20 protein-coding genes are annotated in these 17,029 nt (G+C 71.6%); 9 read left to right on the top strand and 11 right to left on the bottom strand.

Features of this window, described 5'->3' with window-relative positions:
* The first annotated feature begins 65 nt into the window (after window positions 1-65).
* From KCQ71_RS09965 to KCQ71_RS09975, 3 genes are read left to right on the top strand one after another with little or no spacing between them, the layout of a single operon-like run.
* Entirely contained in the window at window positions 66-1,487 is a 1,422-nt protein-coding gene (locus KCQ71_RS09965; protein WP_223405367.1) for an LCP family protein, read from the top strand.
* Window positions 1,484-2,956 (top strand): LCP family protein, encoded by a 1,473-nt coding sequence (locus tag KCQ71_RS27595; protein WP_223405369.1) that lies wholly within the window; start codon window positions 1,484-1,486, stop codon window positions 2,954-2,956. The genes KCQ71_RS09965 and KCQ71_RS27595 overlap by 4 nt, the downstream gene beginning before the upstream one ends.
* 50 nt (window positions 2,957-3,006) lie before the next feature.
* A complete protein-coding gene (locus tag KCQ71_RS09975; protein WP_223405371.1) occupies window positions 3,007-3,426 on the top strand; it encodes a CoA-binding protein in 420 nt (139 codons plus the stop codon).
* Window positions 3,427-3,450: 24 nt separating this feature from the next.
* On the opposite strand, the gene KCQ71_RS09980 is transcribed toward KCQ71_RS09975, so the two are convergent.
* Complete coding sequence (locus KCQ71_RS09980) at window positions 3,451-4,161, bottom strand: hypothetical protein (RefSeq protein ID WP_223405373.1); 711 nt, start codon at window positions 4,159-4,161, stop codon at window positions 3,451-3,453.
* A 112-nt stretch (window positions 4,162-4,273) separates the two neighbouring features.
* Here KCQ71_RS09980 and KCQ71_RS09985 point away from each other — a divergent pair, with 112 nt between their 5' ends.
* Both KCQ71_RS09985 and KCQ71_RS09990 read left to right on the top strand, forming a co-directional pair.
* Window positions 4,274-4,720 carry a vWA domain-containing protein gene (locus tag KCQ71_RS09985; protein ID WP_223405375.1) on the top strand — a complete coding sequence of 149 codons (447 nt, stop codon included), beginning with the start codon at window positions 4,274-4,276 and terminating at the stop codon, window positions 4,718-4,720.
* Between the two features lie 89 nt (window positions 4,721-4,809).
* Window positions 4,810-5,598 (top strand): DUF8692 domain-containing protein, encoded by a 789-nt coding sequence (locus tag KCQ71_RS09990; protein ID WP_223405377.1) that lies wholly within the window; start codon window positions 4,810-4,812, stop codon window positions 5,596-5,598.
* A 7-nt stretch (window positions 5,599-5,605) separates the two neighbouring features.
* Here the strand turns inward: KCQ71_RS09990 and KCQ71_RS09995 are convergent, their stop codons facing one another.
* Genes KCQ71_RS09995 through KCQ71_RS10005 form a run of 3 tightly spaced genes read right to left on the bottom strand, consistent with a single transcriptional unit; the run spans window position 5,606 to window position 8,010 of the window.
* On the bottom strand, window positions 5,606-6,322 hold the full coding sequence (locus tag KCQ71_RS09995; RefSeq protein ID WP_223405379.1) for a DUF1361 domain-containing protein: 717 nt from the start codon (window positions 6,320-6,322) through the stop codon (window positions 5,606-5,608).
* A gap of 33 nt (window positions 6,323-6,355) precedes the next feature.
* A complete protein-coding gene (gene purE, locus KCQ71_RS10000) occupies window positions 6,356-6,880 on the bottom strand; it encodes a 5-(carboxyamino)imidazole ribonucleotide mutase (protein ID WP_223405381.1) in 525 nt (174 codons plus the stop codon).
* Window positions 6,877-8,010 carry a 5-(carboxyamino)imidazole ribonucleotide synthase gene (locus KCQ71_RS10005; protein ID WP_223405383.1) on the bottom strand — a complete coding sequence of 378 codons (1,134 nt, stop codon included), beginning with the start codon at window positions 8,008-8,010 and terminating at the stop codon, window positions 6,877-6,879. The genes purE and KCQ71_RS10005 overlap by 4 nt, the downstream gene beginning before the upstream one ends.
* 34 nt (window positions 8,011-8,044) lie before the next feature.
* Between KCQ71_RS10005 and KCQ71_RS10010 the strand changes: the two genes are divergently transcribed.
* On the top strand, window positions 8,045-8,614 hold the full coding sequence (locus tag KCQ71_RS10010; protein WP_223405385.1) for a GtrA family protein: 570 nt from the start codon (window positions 8,045-8,047) through the stop codon (window positions 8,612-8,614).
* Between the two features lie 82 nt (window positions 8,615-8,696).
* Here the strand turns inward: KCQ71_RS10010 and KCQ71_RS10015 are convergent, their stop codons facing one another.
* The 4 genes from KCQ71_RS10015 to KCQ71_RS10030 form a co-directional block, all read right to left on the bottom strand.
* On the bottom strand, window positions 8,697-9,959 hold the full coding sequence (locus tag KCQ71_RS10015) for an ATP-binding protein (protein ID WP_308116626.1): 1,263 nt from the start codon (window positions 9,957-9,959) through the stop codon (window positions 8,697-8,699).
* A gap of 70 nt (window positions 9,960-10,029) precedes the next feature.
* Entirely contained in the window at window positions 10,030-10,713 is a 684-nt protein-coding gene (locus KCQ71_RS10020; protein WP_223405387.1) for a response regulator transcription factor, read from the bottom strand.
* A 34-nt stretch (window positions 10,714-10,747) separates the two neighbouring features.
* Window positions 10,748-11,785 carry an adenylate/guanylate cyclase domain-containing protein gene (locus KCQ71_RS10025; protein WP_223405389.1) on the bottom strand — a complete coding sequence of 346 codons (1,038 nt, stop codon included), beginning with the start codon at window positions 11,783-11,785 and terminating at the stop codon, window positions 10,748-10,750.
* 17 nt (window positions 11,786-11,802) lie between these two features.
* Window positions 11,803-12,639 carry a biotin--[acetyl-CoA-carboxylase] ligase gene (locus KCQ71_RS10030; RefSeq protein WP_223405390.1) on the bottom strand — a complete coding sequence of 279 codons (837 nt, stop codon included), beginning with the start codon at window positions 12,637-12,639 and terminating at the stop codon, window positions 11,803-11,805.
* A 170-nt stretch (window positions 12,640-12,809) separates the two neighbouring features.
* Here KCQ71_RS10030 and KCQ71_RS10035 point away from each other — a divergent pair, with 170 nt between their 5' ends.
* The 3 genes from KCQ71_RS10035 to KCQ71_RS10045 all read left to right on the top strand — a co-directional run bounded on the left by KCQ71_RS10035 (window position 12,810) and on the right by KCQ71_RS10045 (window position 14,727).
* Window positions 12,810-13,616, top strand: coding sequence for a helix-turn-helix transcriptional regulator (locus KCQ71_RS10035; protein WP_223405391.1), 807 nt, complete (start codon window positions 12,810-12,812; stop codon window positions 13,614-13,616).
* Between the two features lie 76 nt (window positions 13,617-13,692).
* The gene (locus tag KCQ71_RS10040) at window positions 13,693-14,208 is read left to right on the top strand and encodes a hypothetical protein (RefSeq protein WP_223405392.1); all 516 of its coding nucleotides are present in this window, start codon (window positions 13,693-13,695) and stop codon (window positions 14,206-14,208) included.
* 39 nt (window positions 14,209-14,247) lie between these two features.
* Window positions 14,248-14,727: a DUF421 domain-containing protein gene (locus KCQ71_RS10045; RefSeq protein ID WP_223405393.1), complete on the top strand. Its 480-nt coding sequence runs from the start codon at window positions 14,248-14,250 to the stop codon at window positions 14,725-14,727.
* A 60-nt stretch (window positions 14,728-14,787) separates the two neighbouring features.
* Here the strand turns inward: KCQ71_RS10045 and KCQ71_RS10050 are convergent, their stop codons facing one another.
* Genes KCQ71_RS10050 through KCQ71_RS10060 form a run of 3 tightly spaced genes read right to left on the bottom strand, consistent with a single transcriptional unit; the run spans window position 14,788 to window position 16,981 of the window.
* Window positions 14,788-15,468 (bottom strand): GntR family transcriptional regulator, encoded by a 681-nt coding sequence (locus tag KCQ71_RS10050; protein ID WP_223405394.1) that lies wholly within the window; start codon window positions 15,466-15,468, stop codon window positions 14,788-14,790.
* A 50-nt stretch (window positions 15,469-15,518) separates the two neighbouring features.
* Window positions 15,519-16,229: a maleate cis-trans isomerase family protein gene (locus KCQ71_RS10055; protein WP_223405395.1), complete on the bottom strand. Its 711-nt coding sequence runs from the start codon at window positions 16,227-16,229 to the stop codon at window positions 15,519-15,521.
* On the bottom strand, window positions 16,226-16,981 hold the full coding sequence (locus KCQ71_RS10060; RefSeq protein WP_223405396.1) for a maleate cis-trans isomerase family protein: 756 nt from the start codon (window positions 16,979-16,981) through the stop codon (window positions 16,226-16,228). Before KCQ71_RS10060 ends, KCQ71_RS10055 begins: the two co-directional genes overlap by 4 nt.
* Window positions 16,982-17,029: the final 48 nt, after the last annotated feature.

A 17,029-nucleotide genomic window follows, 5' to 3' on the forward strand; every position in this document is an offset into this window, starting at 1 on the left:
CCCGGGGCACAACATCCCCGGACCGGCACGTCGACCGAAGCGCCGGCGATGAGACGATGGAAGCGATGAATCGGCAGCCCAGCAGGCCTCGCGCCCGCCACGCCGCGCCAAGCGGACGGCGCCGCGCCGACGTCGGCCGTGCCCGCACCCCAGTCGCCGCCGCAACCGCATCCGGCACGACCGTCGAACGCGACATCGTTGGCTCGCAGCGGCGCACACCGGCCAACAACCACGCGCTCGCCGGGGTGCGCCACGCCCGTAGGCGTCGGCGCCCACGCCGGCACACCGCTCCCCTGGCCGCGCTCGCAGTGGCCCTGTTCGCCATCAGCGGCGCGGGCCTGGTCTACGACGACCTGAACCGCAACATCGGCGGGACGGACGTCGAGCCCCTGCTCGGCACCGATCGGCCGGAGCCGGCGCCGCCACCGGTCGACGGCTCCGCCGGCACCGCGGTGAACCTGCTCCTGGTCGGCTCCGACGACCGGTCCGGGGAGAACCAGTCGATCGGCGGCGGCAACGTCGAGTCCGGGATCCGCTCGGACACCGTGATCGTCGCGCACATCTCGGCGGACCGGTCCCGGGTGGAGCTGATCTCGATCCCCCGCGACTCCTGGGTGGACATCCCCGCCTGTGAACTGCCCGACGGCTCGATGTCCGCACCGACCACCGGGAAGTTCAACAAGGCCTTCCACCAGGGCGGGCAGACCGGCGACGTCGGGTACGCCGCGGCCTGCACGATCCGCACCATCGAGTCCCTCACCGACGTCCGCATCGACGGCTTCGTCGCCGTGGACTTCGGCGGGTTCGTGGACATGGTCGACGCCATCGGGGGCATCCCGATCTGCATCCCGGAGGATATCGACGACGACAACGCCCACCTCCAGCTCAGCGCGGGCGAACAGGTCCTGGACGGCACCCAGGCCCTCGGCTACGCCCGGGTCCGCAAGTCGATCGGCGACGGCAGCGACATCGGGCGCATCGGCCGGCAGCAGGCGCTCCTGGGCGCCACCGTGCGCCAGGTCCTGAACCAGAACGTGCTCACCGACGCGCCCCGGCTCTACCAGTTCCTCGACGCCGCGACGGCGTCCCTGACCACCAGCTCGAACTACGCCTCGATCGCCGCGATGTCCGGCCTCGCGTACTCCCTGCGGGGCCTGGACTCGGACGACATCTCGTTCGTGACCGTGCCGGTCGTGGACCGCGGCGACGGCGCGAACGTGCTCTGGACCGACGCGGCCGACGAGATGTGGGAGGCGGTCGCCGCCGACCAGCCGCTCACGATCGAGGGTGCCGAGTCCGACGCGGACGATGCGGACACCGGCTCGCAGCCCACGGACGGGGCCGCCGGAACCGGCACGGACGCCACCGACCCGGCGACGGATCCGAGCGCACCGGCGACCGACGCCGCGTCCTCCCAGACCACACCCACCCCCGGACCTACCCTCGAGGGAACCACCGCCGACGACGGGAGTGCCCAGTGCGGGTGAGCCGAGACGAGCCGTTCGACAACGAACGGGAGCCCGAGGCCGCCTCCAGCGACCCGTTCGCGGATGCGCCTCGGCGCACGGCTCCGGGCCGCAAGCCGGCCCGCGGCGCCAGCCGCGCCCGCACCGGCGGCTCGGCGCAGCCCGTGGCGGCCACCCGCGGAGGCGAACGCGCGAGCGCTCGGTCCGCTGCGCCGTCGGGAGGTTCCGCGCGCGTGCCGGAGCGCAGCGTGCGCCGCACGCCGTCGGGCACCGGCAAGGCTTCCCGTCCGGCCGCCGGAGCCGACGCGCCGCCGCCCAGTTTCGCCCCCGGCTCGGGCGAACGCACCGACCGTCCGAGCGGCACCGGACCCCGCCCGTCCGCGAACGCGACCCGGGTGATGCCGGTGCAGGGTGGCGAGAGCACACCCCAGGTGCGGCGCCCGCAGCGCCCCGCCGGCGACCCGGCTCGGCGGGCGAGCGGCGCCCGCCCGCCGGGGAGCACCCGCCCGCCGGACGGTCCAGCGTCACAGACTGAGCCGAAGGCCCGCAAGCCGCGCCGGCGCGGGCGCCGGATCGTGGCCGTGCTCGCGGTCCTGCTCATCCTCGTGCTCGCCTGGCCGGTCGGCATGCTGGTCTGGGCGAACGGGAAGATCCAGCACACCGACGCCCTCGCAGCCAGCACCCTGAGCACCCCCGGCACCACGTACCTGCTGGCCGGTTCGGACTCGCGTGCCGACGGCCAGCTCTCGGGCGACACCACCGAGGGTCAGCGCACCGACACGATGATCCTGATCACGGTGCCGCCGAGCGGCGCGACCTCGATGATCTCGCTGCCCCGGGACACCTACGTCGACATCCCGGGCTACGGCGCGAACAAGCTCAACGCGGCGTACGCGTTCGGAGGACCGGAACTACTGGTCTCGACCGTGGAGGGGCTCACCGGCATCGAGGTCGACCACTACGTGGAGATCGGGATGGGCGGGGTCGCGAACGTCGTGGACGCCGTCGGCGGCGTGGAGCTGTGCCTCGACTACGACGTGAGCGACGCGGACAGCGGCCTGGAGTGGACGGCCGGCTGCCACGTCGTGGACGGTGAGACCGCGCTCGCGTTCGCCCGGATGCGCAAGGCCGACCCGCTCGGCGACATCGGCCGCACCCAGCGCCAACAGCAGGTGATCCAGGCGGTGACCTCCGCCGTCGCACAGCCGTCCTTGGTGTTCCAGCCCGGTGAGCAGGTGCGCCTGGCCGACGCCGGCCTCGCTGCCCTGCTCGTCGACGAGAACACCGGCATCATCGACATGGCCCAGATGGCGCTCGCGTTCCGGGCGGCGACCGGGCCCGACGGCGTCCGCGGCGCACCACCGATCTCCGACCTTGCTTACCGGCCGGGCGGTATCGGCGAGACCGTCCTGCTCGACCCGGACCGGGTGGACGCGTTCTTCGCCGCGGTGGCCGACGGCACGGTCACCACGGCGGACCTGAACTCCTAACGAGCCGGACCGGCGCGCCGGGACACACGCTCTATGGTTCGCTGGTCGGCATGACCCATGTGAACGATCCCGCCGTCGTGCGGCGGTTGCTGACCACCCCCGGCCGCTGGGCCGTCGTGGGCCTGTCCTCGAACACCGTACGCGCGGCGTACGGGGTCGCCCGCTATCTGCAAGGGAATCTCGGGCAGCAGATCGTGCCCGTGCACCCGAAGGCGGAGACCGTTCATGGCGAGCCCGGATACGCGACGCTCGCGGACGTACCGGGCGACATCGACGTCGTCGACGTGTTCGTGAACGCCTCGCTCGCCGGTGACGTGGTGGACCAGGCGATCGCCCGCGGGGCCAAGGCGGTCTGGCTGCAGCTGGACATCATCGACGAGGCGGCCGCCCGCCGCGCGGCCGATGCCGGGCTGGACGTCGTGATGGACACCTGTCCGGCGATCGAGGGACCGCTGCTGGGGCTGGGCTGACGGCTCGGTCGGGCCAGCCGCCCCTCAGCGCAGCAGGTAGCTGGTCGGCTTCCCGCCGGGCTTCGCGGAATCGATCACCACGGCCCCGTCGCTCAGCTCGGTGCCGGTGCCGAGCATCGGTCCCTGGGGCGTGCCAGGGAAGATCTGGGACAGCGGCACCAGGCCGCCGACCACCCCGGCCCTGCGCGCGGCCTTCTCCCACTCGGTGACCTGAGGCCCGGCCTGGACGACCTGGCGCTGGATCGCCTGGGCCAGGTCCGCATTCGCCTGCACGCTGAGCGAGGGGTGGGTGAGGATCTGCACGGGCCGCGGCGGGGACTTGCGGTCCGCGCGGACGCTGAGCCCGATCGGGGTGCCGATCGCCACGTAACCGCGGCGGCGGAACGCGTCGTAGAGCTTGCGCTGTGCCGCCTGACGCGAGATCAGTGCGTACCCGAGCACGAGCAGCCCGAGGGTGACGAGAACAACGGGCCCGTAGACGACCAGGTACAGCCAGTAGGAGACCGCCTGGCCCTCACCGTTGGTGGACCAGAACACCCGCCAGAACAGCGGTGAGCCGATGGTCGAGAGGTCGTTGTCGAGGGTGCGGAGCGTGGAGCGCAGGTTCCACAGCGCGAGCAGGCCCCCGAGAACCAGGCACATGGTCCCGAAGGCGGTGGAGCCGCGGCTGATCTTGACCCGCTTGGCGAACTGCCTGGGATCGCTCAGTTCCTGGTGCAGGGTGGTGATCGACATGGCTCGGGAGAGTAGCGGAAGCCGCGCGGGCGCTGCTCGGACGTACCAGGGACAGGACCGCCCCTCACGCATGGGGCGATGACCCACGGCGGGCGCGTCTATCGTGGAGTCCATGGCCACCACCCCGCTCCGGTCCCGGATCGCCGCCCTGCTGCTGGCTCTGCTCGCAGGAGTCGGCGTAGGCGCCCTCAGCGGCTGCGACGCGATCTCCGGTGCCGCCGGGGACGCCGTCGAACGCGCCATCGAGGAGGCCGTGGACGGCCTCGACCTCAGCGACGGGCTGCCCGAGGGCTTCCCCGCGGAGGTCGTCGTGGTGGAGGGCCCGGCCCGTGGCGCGGCCCGCACCGACGCCGACGGCGTCACCACCTGGGTGGCGCTGGTGACGGCGGCCGACTCCGGCACCGTCGCGCGCAGCACCCTGGAGGACGCGGGCTTCGAGGTCGACAACGTGGTCACCCACGACGCCGGGCTCATCGCTCAGCTCAGCTCCGACGCCCACGACGTGAAACTGATCGCCTCCGACACCCGGGTGGTCTACGTGGTGACGCCGGTCGGCTGAGGGCGCCGGGATCACCGGAGTGGCATCGCCACGGGCGCGACTCGCCGCCGCTAAGGTCGGAGGATCCGCAGCACCTGTAGGAGCCCGTTATGAGCAGTCAGACCGACGATGGTCACGGCTCGATCCGGGGTGCGTCGCCGGCTCCTGACGACGGTGCCCGCGACCTGGATCTGCGCGCCCTCATCGTCATCCTGATGGCGGGCACCCTCGCCCTCGTCGCGATCAACCTGGTGCTGAAGGCGCTGTCCACGCCCGAGCGCCCGGCGCCGTACGTGGGCCTGTTCGACGTGAACCTCGAGACGAACATCCCCACGATGTGGAACGCTGCGCTGCTGCTCGGCGTCGGGACCGCGTGTCTGCTCGTCGCGGGACTGGAGCAACGCCGGCGACGGACCGGCTGGATCGTCGCGGCGGTCCTCAGCCTGGCCCTGGCCACCGACGAGGTGCTCAAGCTGCACGAGCGGCTGCGCACGGTGGGCGCCTGGCTGCTCGAGAACACGCCGGCTTCCCTTCCCACGTACTCCTGGGTGTTGCCCGGCCTGGTGGTGGCGCTCGGCGGAATCGCGTTGGTCTGGTGGTGGACCGCCCGCAAACCGCACCACACGTCCTGGCTGCTCCGGATCGCAGTGCTCCTGTACGGCCTCGGAGCCGTGGTGGTCGAGGCGTTCTCCGGATGGATCGAGGGCGCCTACGGGGTCGGTGCCGCCTATGCCGCGGTGACGGCCCTGGAGGAGGGTCTGGAGATGAGCGCCTGCATCGTTGCCGTCGTGGCCGCCCTGAGGATGCTCCGGGTCCTGGACCTGCAGTCCGGGCCGCGGGCGTTCTTCATCCCCGAGGCAGACCCGGGTGCGGCGGCCCCGGTAGCCGCCGGCGCCTAGTGCGCGCTCATGACCCGCGGGCGTGCTCGATCAGGATCAGACCCTCGATCACCGGGCCGGCGACCGCCAGGTACATCAGCCCCAGGAACAGCGTGTACAGCACGACGAAGGCCACACTGCTGCGCAGCCGGCCGGGCTCACGCAGGTGCGTGGCCACCTTGCGCACCAGCGCGGGCGGGTGCCGCACGTCCCAGCTGTTCAGCCGCACGTACCGGCCCAGGTACATCCCGAACGAGACCGCGAGCAGGATCGCCACCACGATCAGCCTGGGCACGGCGGCCTGCAGCGGCGCCGCCACGTCCCCGTAGACCAGCAGCACGAACAGCAGCTGGGCCAGGAACACGTTGAGCACGGTGTTCAGCACCCCGGACATCGCGAGCGTGATCACCTGCACCACGTCGAACCACATCGGCACGCTCTCCTGCTCGCGCCGGTGGGACATGTTGAGCTCGGTGATGAGGTAGCCGGCGTTCGGCAGCAGGAGCAGCCAGACCACCCCGAGGACCAGACCGACGGCCAGCGCGAGCCAGCCCTGCACCAGCGCGACCAGGATCGGCACCACGAACACGAGCGCGCCCATCAGCAGCACCGGCGCGACCGAGAGCATCACGTTCCACAGCATCGGCGTGTAGAGCCGTGCCCGGAACATCGGGCCGCGCAGCAGGATCAGGGCGAGCGCGAACACGTTCATGCCCGCGACACCGACGAGCAGGCTGGTCAGCATGGGCGCCCTGCTCCTTCGACCGGGCCGGCCGGCTCAGGCGCCGAAGCCGGTGCGCTGCGTGCGCGAGGCGCGCAGCCGCGCGCCCTTGTCCAGGGCGGCCTGACGCAACCCCTCCTGGAAGGTGACCATCTTCTCGCGGAGCGCGGCGGCGCCGTCGTCGGCCCCGGCGGCGAGGATCCGTACGGCGAGCAGCCCGGCGTTGCGGGCCCCACCCACGGACACGGTCGCCACCGGCACCCCGGCCGGCATCTGCACGATGGACAGCAGCGAGTCCATCCCGTCCAGGTGCTTGAGCGGCACCGGCACCCCGATCACGGGCAGCGGTGTGACGGACGCGAGCATCCCGGGCAGGTGCGCGGCTCCCCCGGCGCCGGCGATGATCACGCCGACCCCCCGCCCGGCGGCCTCCTGGCCGAACGCGATCATGTCCTGCGGCATCCGGTGGGCCGAGATCACGTCCACCTCGGGTTCGAGACCGAACTCCGCGAGCGCATCGGCGGCCTCCTTCATCACGGGCCAGTCCGAATCGGAGCCCATCACCACGGCGACGGTATTCATGCGGGGGTCCCTCCCAGGATCGTGGTTGCGGCACGGGCCCGACGGCGGACCTCGGCCAGGTCCGTGCCGGTCACCGTCACGTGGCCCAGTTTGCGGCCCGGACGGACCGACTTGCCGTAGAGGTGCACCTTCGCGTCCGGGAAGGTCGCCATCAGCTCCGGGTAGGCCGAGGCCGGGTCCACGAGCTCGGAGCCGAGCAGGTTCACCATGACCGACCACGGCGCGGTGGCGCTGGTGTCCCCGAGCGGCAGGTCGAGCACGGCCCGCAGGTGCTGCTCGAACTGGCTGGTCACGGAGCCGTCGAGGCTGAAGTGGCCGCTGTTGTGCGGGCGCATCGCGAGCTCGTTGACGAGCAGCACGCCGTCGGCAGCCTCGAACATCTCGACGGCGAGTACCCCGGTCACGTCCAGGCCCTCGGCGATCGTGCGGGCGATGTCCAGCGCATCCTCGGCCACGTGGACGGGCAGGTCCGGCGCCGGGGCGATCACCTCGGCACACACCCCGTTCGCCTGGATGGTCTCCACCACCGGCCAGGTGGCCACCTGCCCGCTCGGCCGGCGCGCGACGAGCGCGGCCAGCTCCCGGCGGAAGGCGACGCGCTCCTCGACGAGGATCTGCCCGTGGTCGGTATCGAACCAGTGCGCCGCCTCGGCGGCGTCGTGCACCACGAGCACGCCCTTGCCGTCGTAGCCGCCGACCGGGATCTTCGCGATCACCGGCCAGCCGACGCGGTCGCCGAACGCGGTCAGCTCCGCGGGGGTGGCAACCGCCGCCCATCGCGGGCACGGCACCCCGAGCTCGGTGAGCCGGGTGCGCATGACGATCTTGTCCTGGGCATGCCGGAGGGCCCCCGGGCCGGGCTGGACGTTCACGCCGTCGGCGATGAGCCGGGTGAGCAGGTCCTGCGGCACGTGCTCGTGCTCGAACGTGAGCACGTCGGCGCCCGCCGCGACCGCGGCGACTGCCTCGAGGTCCCCCGCCGCGCCCACCGGAGCGTCCGGAATGACCTGCGCCGCCGCGCCGTCGGCCGCTTCCACGAGCGCGCGCAGATGGATCTGCAGCGCCCCCGCCGGCTCGGCCATCATGCGTGCCAACTGCCCGCCCCCGACGACGGCTACCACTGGTCCCATGGGGGTCCAGCGTAATGGCGGGTATCCTCGACTGGTGACCTCGTCCCCATCCGCGGCTCCGAACGAGACGCCCCGAGCCGTGCCGATGTGGCGCGACCGGGCCCGTCTGTGGGCCTGGTTCAGCGAGATGATGCGGTTCGGGACCGTCGGGCTGATCGCCTTCGTGGTGGACACCGGGCTGTTCAACCTGCTCCGGTTCGGCCCCGGCGAGCTGCTCGGGCACAAGCCGCTGACGGCGAAGGTCGTCTCCGTCACGGTGGCGGTGCTCGTCGCGTGGCTGGGCAACCGGTACTGGACGTTCGCCGCCAAACGCAGCCGGGAGACCGCCGCTGCCCGCAGCCGCGAACTCATGCAGTTCGCCCTGGTGAACGTGGCCGGCATGGCTATCGGCGTCGGCTGCCTGGCCGTCTCGCACTACCTGCTGGGGTTCACGTCACCGCTCGCGGACAACATCTCCGCCAACGGGGTCGGCCTCGTGCTTGGCACGATCTTCCGGTACCTCGCCTACCGGTACTGGGTGTTCACGAGCGTGACGGACGCGGACGCCGAGCAGGCGGACATCCCGGCCGCTGCCCGTGCCCCCCAGGCCGACCTCCCCCGCTGACACAGAACCTTGTTCCTGAGACAGACGGGTACAAAGTTCTGACTCAGGCGTAACCCTCTGTCTCAGCGGCCGCGGCCCCGCCTCAGCGGCGTCGACGCCGGCGGCCGACCACCACGAGCGCGCCGGGCGGCAACACGACGTCGGGGTCGAGCCGGGGCGGCACCGCGTTCAGGAAGATCGCGAAGACCGGCGGGCGCCGCTGCGCGAGCTCCAGCCGCCCACCGTCGGCGGTGACGAGCGTGCGGGCCAGGCCGAGCCCGAGGCCGGTGCCCTTGCCGGAGGTGACGTGCCTGTCGAAGATCTTCGGCGCCAGCTCGTCGCTGACCCCCGGGCCGTCGTCGGCCACCTCGATCACCACCCCGCTCTCGGCGCTGTCCCGGGTCGGTCGGACCCGGACCTCGGTGGTACCGGCGCCGTACTTGAGGGAGTTCTCCAGCAGCGTCGACAGGACCTGGGCGAGGGCGCCCGGGGTGGCCAGCACGGCGGCGTCGCCCGGGTCGCCGAACGTGAGGGTGCGCCTGGCCCGCTTGAACGTCGGGACCCATTCCTCCTGCTGCTGGGCGAAGATGTCGGCGACGTGCAGGGCCTCGGTGGTGCCGCCGTCGGCCTTGCGGGCGGACTTGAGCAGGTCGTCCACGACGTGCACCAGGCGCTCCACCTGGTCGAGCGAGATCCGCGCCTCCTCCCGCACCTCCTCGTCCTCGGAGAGCATCTGGATCTCCTCGAGGCGCATCGAGAGGGCCGTGAGCGGGGTCCGCAGCTGGTGACTGACGTTCGCGGCGAACTGGCGCTCGGCGGCGATCCGGCCGGCGAGCCGGTCGCTGGTGCGGCTGAGCTCGGCGGCGACCAGGTCGATCTCCTCGACCCCGGACTTCTCCATCCGGGGGCGCACCTGGCCGGACCCGATCTGCTCGGCGGAGGCGGCCAGGTAGATCAGTGGAGCGGCGAGCCGGCGGGCCGACCACACCGCCACCAGCGCGGCCACGCCGAACGCGACCACGGAGGCGATGATCACGAGGATCACCACCTGGGCGCCGCGCCAGAAGAGGGCGGACGCAGCGATCGCGACCTCGACCCGGGCGCCCGAAGGTGTGTTCTGCGAGACCGAGAACGTCTTGTCGTCGATCTCCGGCCCGGCACTGTAGACGGTGCCGTCGACGTCCGTCACGGTGATCCGGACCGGGATCCCGGACTCCTCGTCGACGACCCAGCGCTCGAGCATCTCGTCGTCGAGAGGCGTCTCGAACGCGATCCGGGTCTCCACGGCGCGCGAGACCGACTGGGTCCGCAGCTGCATGTTCTGCGCCACGCTCTCGCGGACCATCAGTGCTCCGAAGACCGCCATCGGGCCGCCGAGCAGGAGCACCGCGACGGTGACCGCCGCGATGGTCGCGGTCAGGACACGTCTTCGCAGGTCAGTGCTCCCCGTTCTCGAACCGGAAGCCCATGCCCCGCACGGTGGAGATGTACCGGGGCGCGTTGGCGTCGTCGCCGAGCTTGCGGCGCAGCCAGGACACGTGCATGTCCAGCGTCTTCGTGGAACCGTTCGGGTCCGAGGCCCAGACCTCGCGCATCAGCGAGTCCCGGGACACCACGGCGCCGGCTTCCCGCACAAGTACCCGGAGCAGTTCGAACTCCTTGGCGGTCAGCTGGAGCTCCCGCTCGCCCTGGAAGGCCCGGTGCGCGGCGATGTCGACGCGGACGTCCTGGGAGGCGATCTCGTCCTCCTCGCCACCCTCGCTCCCGGCCCGACGCAGCAGCGCCCGCACCCGTGCGAGCAGCTCGGCCAGCCGGAACGGCTTGGTCACGTAGTCGTCGGCGCCGGCGTCCAGGCCCACCACCAGGTCGACCTCGTCCGCGCGCGCGGTGAGCACCAGGATCGGCGTGGTCAGCCCCTGGTTGCGGACCCACCGGGCCACGTCGAGGCCGTCCATGTCGGGTAGGCCGAGGTCGAGGACGAACAGGTCGGCCTGAGCCGCTTCGTCGATCGCTCCGCGTCCGGTGCCGTGCACGGAGACGGTGTAGCCCTCGCGAGTCAGAGCCCTCGCCAACGGCTCGGCAATGGCCGGGTCATCTTCTGCTAATAGAACTCGGGTCACTCGCCCATGCTAATGCCACGAACTGGCGAAGCGCTCATTGTGCCCAGTCGGATGTGGCGTGCCGCGCCAGCCGGACCGGCCTCACCTCACCCAGTCCGTGCACGTCCACGGGCTTCAACTCCTCGAACGAGAACATCGACGCGGAGTCCATGCCCTCCAGCAGTGCGGCGCTGACGTCGTCCATCAGGATCGAGGCCGGCCCGGCGAGGTCGCTGAGCCTGGAGGCGAGGTTCACGACGGGGCCGAACACATCGCCGGACCGGGACAGGACCCGGCCCCACACCACCGAGCCCCGGATCGGCAGGCCCCGCGCGTCCATCACGTCGAGCAGGCCGGTCGCGACCATCGCGCCGGTCTCGAGGTCGTCGGCGACGAACAGCACGGCGTCCCCGATCGTCTTGACGACCCGGGCGCCGTGGGCTGCGATGACGTCCCGGGCCCCGGACTCGAAGACCTGCATCAGTGACGAGAGCTCGGTGGGCGCCAACCGGGCCGCGCGGGAGGTGTAGGAGATGATGTCGATGAACCCGATCGCACGCTCCAGGGGGAGCCGGTCGGTGGTTGCGGTGTCCTTGCTGAGGGCGACGTCCTTGTCCATCCGGGCCAGCAGGGCAGCCAGCTGACGGCGCCACACGTAGCCCAGTTGGTCGCGCAGCACGGGGCCGATCACCGCGAGCCGGTCGAGCACCACGAGACGGGCGCTGGTGTCGTCGAGGCGGTACCGGTGCCGGGCGTCGGCGACGAGCGACTCGACCTGCCACAGCACCAGCCGGTCCATCGAGTGGCCCTGCGCACGGACCAGGTCCTGCGCGGTCTCCAGGTTCACGGCGTCGGTGAGGACCAGGTCCACGATCGCCTTGAGCCCGTCGACGTCCACCTGGGTGAAGTGCTTGACGCCCTCGGGCACGTCGGCGAAACCGAGGGAACGCCAGTAGACCCGCAGCACCTGGGTGGGGATCCCGACGGCGGCCGCCATCTCCGCGACGTCGAGCGTCGGCGGACCGCCCAGCAGCCGTTCCTCCTGGTCGCGGATCGTCGATCGCTCCGGGCGCGGCTCGGTGGACTCAGTCACGACCCGAGGCTATCGCCTCACCCCAGGCGAACATGCGCGACGTCCCCGGCGTGCACGTGCCGTGCCCCGTCCCCGGTACGCACCACCAGCGCGCCGTCGTCCGCGAGGCCGGTCGCCTCCCCGTGCACGGCCGGCCCGGTGGGCAGGTCCACGCGCACCTGGGTGCCGAGGGTCACCACGTGGGGCCCGACGGCGGAGCGTGGGTCCGTGGTGATCGCCGGGTCGGCGAGCACGTGCGCGAGCGACGCGACGATCCGCTCGGCGAGGGTCTGCGCGTCGGTCTCGATGCCGACCTCGGCGAGGGTCCCGGCCCACGGCACCGGCAGGGACGCACCGGCGAGGTTCACACCGATGCCGAGTACCACCCCGGTGCCGTCCGGGAGCACCTCGGCGAGCAGCCCGCCGACCTTGCGGAGCCGGTGCCAGTCGGGCAGGTCCTGCGCGCCATCCGTGTGGACCAGGTCGTTCGGCCACTTCAGGGCAAGTCGGCTACCCAGCGCAGCGTCAGTGACCGTCCCTCCGACCGCTGCTACCGCCTGCTCCTTTCCCGCCTCGTCAGGCTCGCCGGCCACCGGCTGCCCCGCTGCCGCGCGCAGCACGGCGACCCCGGCGAGCAGCGGCAGCCACGACCACTGCTCGCGGGGCCGGTCCGGGCGCAGCACCACCGAGAACGTGAGCGCCGTATGGGCATCGGTGTCCCAGGACCGGCCGGTGCGGCCACGGCCGCCCCGCTGGTGCCGGGCCAGGATCCCGGACAGGTGCGGCCAGGCTTCGGGCTCGGCCGTCGCGGCCTGGAGCAGGTCGGCGTTCGTGGAGCCGGTCGACTCGACGATCCTCAGGTACGGCTGGTTCATCCGCCCAGCCTGCCATCGGAGGTGGCCGGTCGCCGATCCACCCACACCGTTGCGTCACTGACCCGGCAGACGGATCAGTGACGCAACGCTGCGGACGCAGTTGTCGTTCGGCCGGTCACGCCGAGATGTCGGTAGTCGGTGGCAGGGTCTCTGCCAGCGCAGGATCGATCGTGAATCGAGCGAGCTGGGAGGCGACGATGGAGTCGGTGCAGGAACGGGCCGCGTGGGTGGCCGAGGGTGTCGAGGTCTGGAAGGCGCGGGCACGCCTGGCTGCGCTCGATTGGGCGGCGGTCGGGCCGGTTCGGTTCGGCGACGTTGACGTTGAGGAGCGGTCCGCGGAGTCCGACGGCGCGGCGGGGCGGCCGGAGTTCGACGTGGCCGGACACGTGCTGCGGGCTCGGCGGCGAGGGGACCTGAGCCAGCGTGAGCTCGCCATACTGCTCGGGGTCTCGCAGTCCACGGTGAACCGCTACGAGCAGCCCGGCGCCGACCTCGCGGTGGGACGGTTCGCGCAGGTGCTCGCCGAGGCAGGGCTTCGGCTGGCGGTCCTCGACGAGACGGGAACCGAGATCGAGCCGGTGTCGGCCCGGGAGGTCAGGGACAATGGCGGACGTCGGTTTCCCGCCCACCTGGATGTGTTCCCGCCGGACCAGGTGCCGTCGCACCGGATATCTCGTCCGAGGTACGACCGGATGCCGACAAAGGCCTGGTGCCACCACCGATCGACGCGAGACTGCTATCGCGCTGTCCGCGCCGACGAGATCGACCACCCCACCGTGGACGAGCTCGCCCGGCGCCGCTGGGTGCTCACCTGTCGCCGCCTTGAGGCACGCGTGATCCGAACGGCGGAACGCAGGCTGCGCGTCGCGGCCGCTAGCGTGTGGACGTCCGGAACCTCGGCCGCGATCCTGCGACATCGGGAGCACCTGGCACGGGCCTCGGCGAGTTCGCAGCGGGCGCACCCGGATGTGCGGTGAGCGACCGGACAGGCGGCGGTGAGCGGACCCACCCGCCTGGCTCGCGAGGGCGGTCCGATGGTGCTAGACCCAATCCATGGCTGCCCGTTCGACGCTCGAGGACGTGCACCCGTTGGACGCGGGTCCCAGATCGGTGCTGATGCGCCGGATCGGCACCGCGGCCCTGGCGCTGGTCCTGCTCGCGGCGCTGGGCGGTTTCCTCGGCGACCGCGAGTCGACCGCCTCCGCGCAGGCCGAGGGCTACACCCTCACGGTGACCACGGCCGCCGCCGCGCGACCGGGTCAGGACGTGCCGTGGCGGGTCCAGGTGAGCAGTCCCGAGGGCTTCGGCCCGGAACTCACCATCGCCGTGACCGCCGCCTACCTCGAGATCTACGAGACCCAGGGGTTCCACCCCGAACCCAGCGCGACCACGCGCGACGGCGAGTGGCTCTACCTGACCTTCGATACGCCGTCGGGCACCACGTTCGTGCTCGACTACGACGCCTACATCCAGCCGAACGCGAACGTCGGCCGCAGCGGCGTGGTGGCGCTCGTCACCGGCGACGCCCGGGTCGCCGAGGTGCCGATCCGCACCGTCCTGTTTCCCTGAGCCTCGTCCCGCTCAGCCACCGGTAAGGAGCCGCCCGAGATGGACATCGTGATCCGCGCCGCCGTCATCTTCCTGTTCCTGTGGTTCATCACCCGGGTGGTGGGTCGCTCGACACTGGGTGAGCTGAGCTCGTTCCAGCTCATCGTGTTCATCACCATGGGTGACCTGGTGCAGCAGGCCGTGACCCAGCAGGACTACTCGGTGACCGCCGCGGTGCTCGCCGTCGGCACCTTCGCGATCCTGACGATCGCGATCTCCTGGGTGAACGCACGGTGGCGCCCCGCCGCGCGGGTCACCCACGGGCTGCCCGTGGTGGTGTTCGCCGACGGCGAGCCGGCGCTGCCGGTGATGCGGCGGGAACGGCTCAGCCTCGACGACTTCATGGCCGCCGCGCGCGGCCAGGGGATCACGTCGTTCGCGCAGATCCGGCTGGCCGTGCTCGAGACGAACGGCCAGCTCTCGTTCATCACGGCCGAAGGACCGGAGGCCGGCGCCCCCGAAGAGCCGCAGCCAGGCTGAGCACGCCCATGCGCACCCTGCGCCCGCACTGGATCGGGTGCGGCCTCGAGGCCGACGCGGTCACCCCTTCGGCGCCACGGGTTCGTGGCCCAGTCGCAGGCGTTCGACGGCGTCGTCCAGGTGTTCCGTCAGCAGCGCCAGCAGTTCCTTGCGCGGAGCCGAGCGCACGGCCTCACGCAACGCGACGTGCTCGCGCACCTGCTCGCTCAGGTCCGGGTAGGTGGTCTGCAGGGCACCCAGGCACATCCGGGTCTCGACCAGCAGCGTGCGCAGGGCGCGCATCAGCCGGGGGCTCCCGGCGCTGCGCACCAGGGTCTCGTGAAAGGCCTGATCCGCATCGGAGACGGCAGCGGCGTCAGTGCGCTCGGCGCCCGCGCGCATCGCCACGAGCGGAGCCTCCAGGGCGGTGTAGGCCTCGTCCCGTCGGCCGTCGAGGATCAGCTCCGCGGCGCCACGCTCGATGATGGATCGGCTGCGATAGACGTCGATCATGTCCTCGAGGGACAGCTCCGGTACGAACGTGCCGCGATTGCGGATGCTGTACAGGATCCCTTCGGAGACGAGCCGCTGCATGGCCTCACGCAACGGTCCGCGCGATACCGCGAAGTGCCTGACCAGCTCCGCCTCGCCGAGCTGCTGGCCCGGCGCGAGGGCGCCGGAGGTGATGGCCGCGCGCAACTGCTCGGCGATCAGCTCCGCGGTCGAGCGGCTGTTCACCGGCTCCATCTGATCGAACGCCATCGACTCGCCTCTCCTGTGAACATCCGCATTTGTCTGGTGCACGCCCGCCATCAACCCACCGCACGCCTGAACAACCGACCGAGCCGCGGGTGGGAGCGGGCGAGGCCGGCCAGACGTAGACCCTCCCAGACGCTCACCTGGTTCGCCGTCAGCACCGGCCGGCCGATCCGCTGTTCGAGGGCCATGACCTCTCGGAGCGTGTGCATGGCCGTGTCCGGGATCAGCATGGCCTCGGCGTCGGGGTGGTCGTTGTCCGTCGCGAGCTCGAGGACCTGGTCCCCGGTGAGCGTGGCGACCTCCGCTGCCGTGTGGATCCCGGCACTGGACATGGACACGATCTCGATCCCGGCCGCGGCCAGGAACTGGCCGAACAGGGTCGCGACGTCCGTCGGATAGCTCGCCACCACCGTCACCCGGCGGATCCCCAGCGCCTGAAGGGCGTGCACGAACGCGAAGCTGGTGCTCGAGGCCGGCACCCCGGCCACGGCGGCCAGCGCGTCGGCCTGTGCGCGGGCGCCGTCGGGTCCGAACACGAAGCTGCCGGAGGTGCAGGCCCAGATCACCGCGTCGGGCTGCGCCCGTTCGAGCTGCCGCGCTCCCTCGGCGAGCCTCGCCGGGCTGCCCAGGTCCAGCAGCTCGGGGACGGCGTGCAGGTCGGTGCCGTAGACGTGCGCCACCGGCAGGTGCACGCCGAGCAGGTCCGCCGCGAACGGGTAGTCGTCCTCGGCCGCGTGGTCGGGGTAGATGAAGCCGACGGTCATGGACTCTCCTGTCTGAAGACGTCCCGGAGCCAGTTGCCCGGTCCCATCATCGGCAGTCCCATCCGGCCGAGGCAGGCCCAGATCGTCAGTTGGTTCGCGGTCAGCACGGGCTTGCCGAGGTCGCGTTCCAGGGGCGCGATCAGGTCATAGGTGGGCAGGTTCGTGCAGCTGACGAAGACCGCTTCCGAACGGGGATCGTCGGCGGCGATGATCCGCTCGGCGACGGTGCGGTAGTTCACCTTCCAGATGCCGCCGCCGAGCCCGAGGAAGTCGGAGCGAACCACCTCGGTGCCGAGCTCGCCGAGGAAGTCGTGCAACCGGTCGGTGAGTGGCTCGTCGTACGGGGTGAGGACCGAGACCCGGGTCAGAGCGAGCGCCCGGATCGCTTCCATCAACGCTCCCGACGTGGTCAGCGCCTTCGGTGCGCCCGCCTCGAGGATCGCCGCGCAGAGCTCCTGCTCGTAGGCCACCCCGTGGATGAAGCTGCCCGAGGTGCACAGGAAGGCCACCACCTCCGGCTCGACGTGCAGCACATCCCGGGTGGCACTCATCAGGTGCCGCCGGTCCGAGACCAGCTCGGCCATGGCCAGACTCACCGGCACCGGTTCATACGGGGTGCGAGCCAGGTGGAGGCTCACCTCGAGTGGTGTCCAGCGCCACAGCTCCCGCTCCAGGGCAAGGTCGAACGGCGCGATGACCCCGATTCCGCGTTGTAGCAGCGGACCCTCGAACTCGAGGCTGCTCAGTTCCAATAGCGGGCCTCACCTTCGTTCAGCCGCTTCGGTAGTATCGACAGATTG

The sequence above is a fragment of the Occultella gossypii genome, assembly GCF_019947135.1.
In the GTDB taxonomy this organism is placed as follows: Bacteria; Actinomycetota; Actinomycetes; order Actinomycetales; family Beutenbergiaceae; genus Occultella; species Occultella gossypii.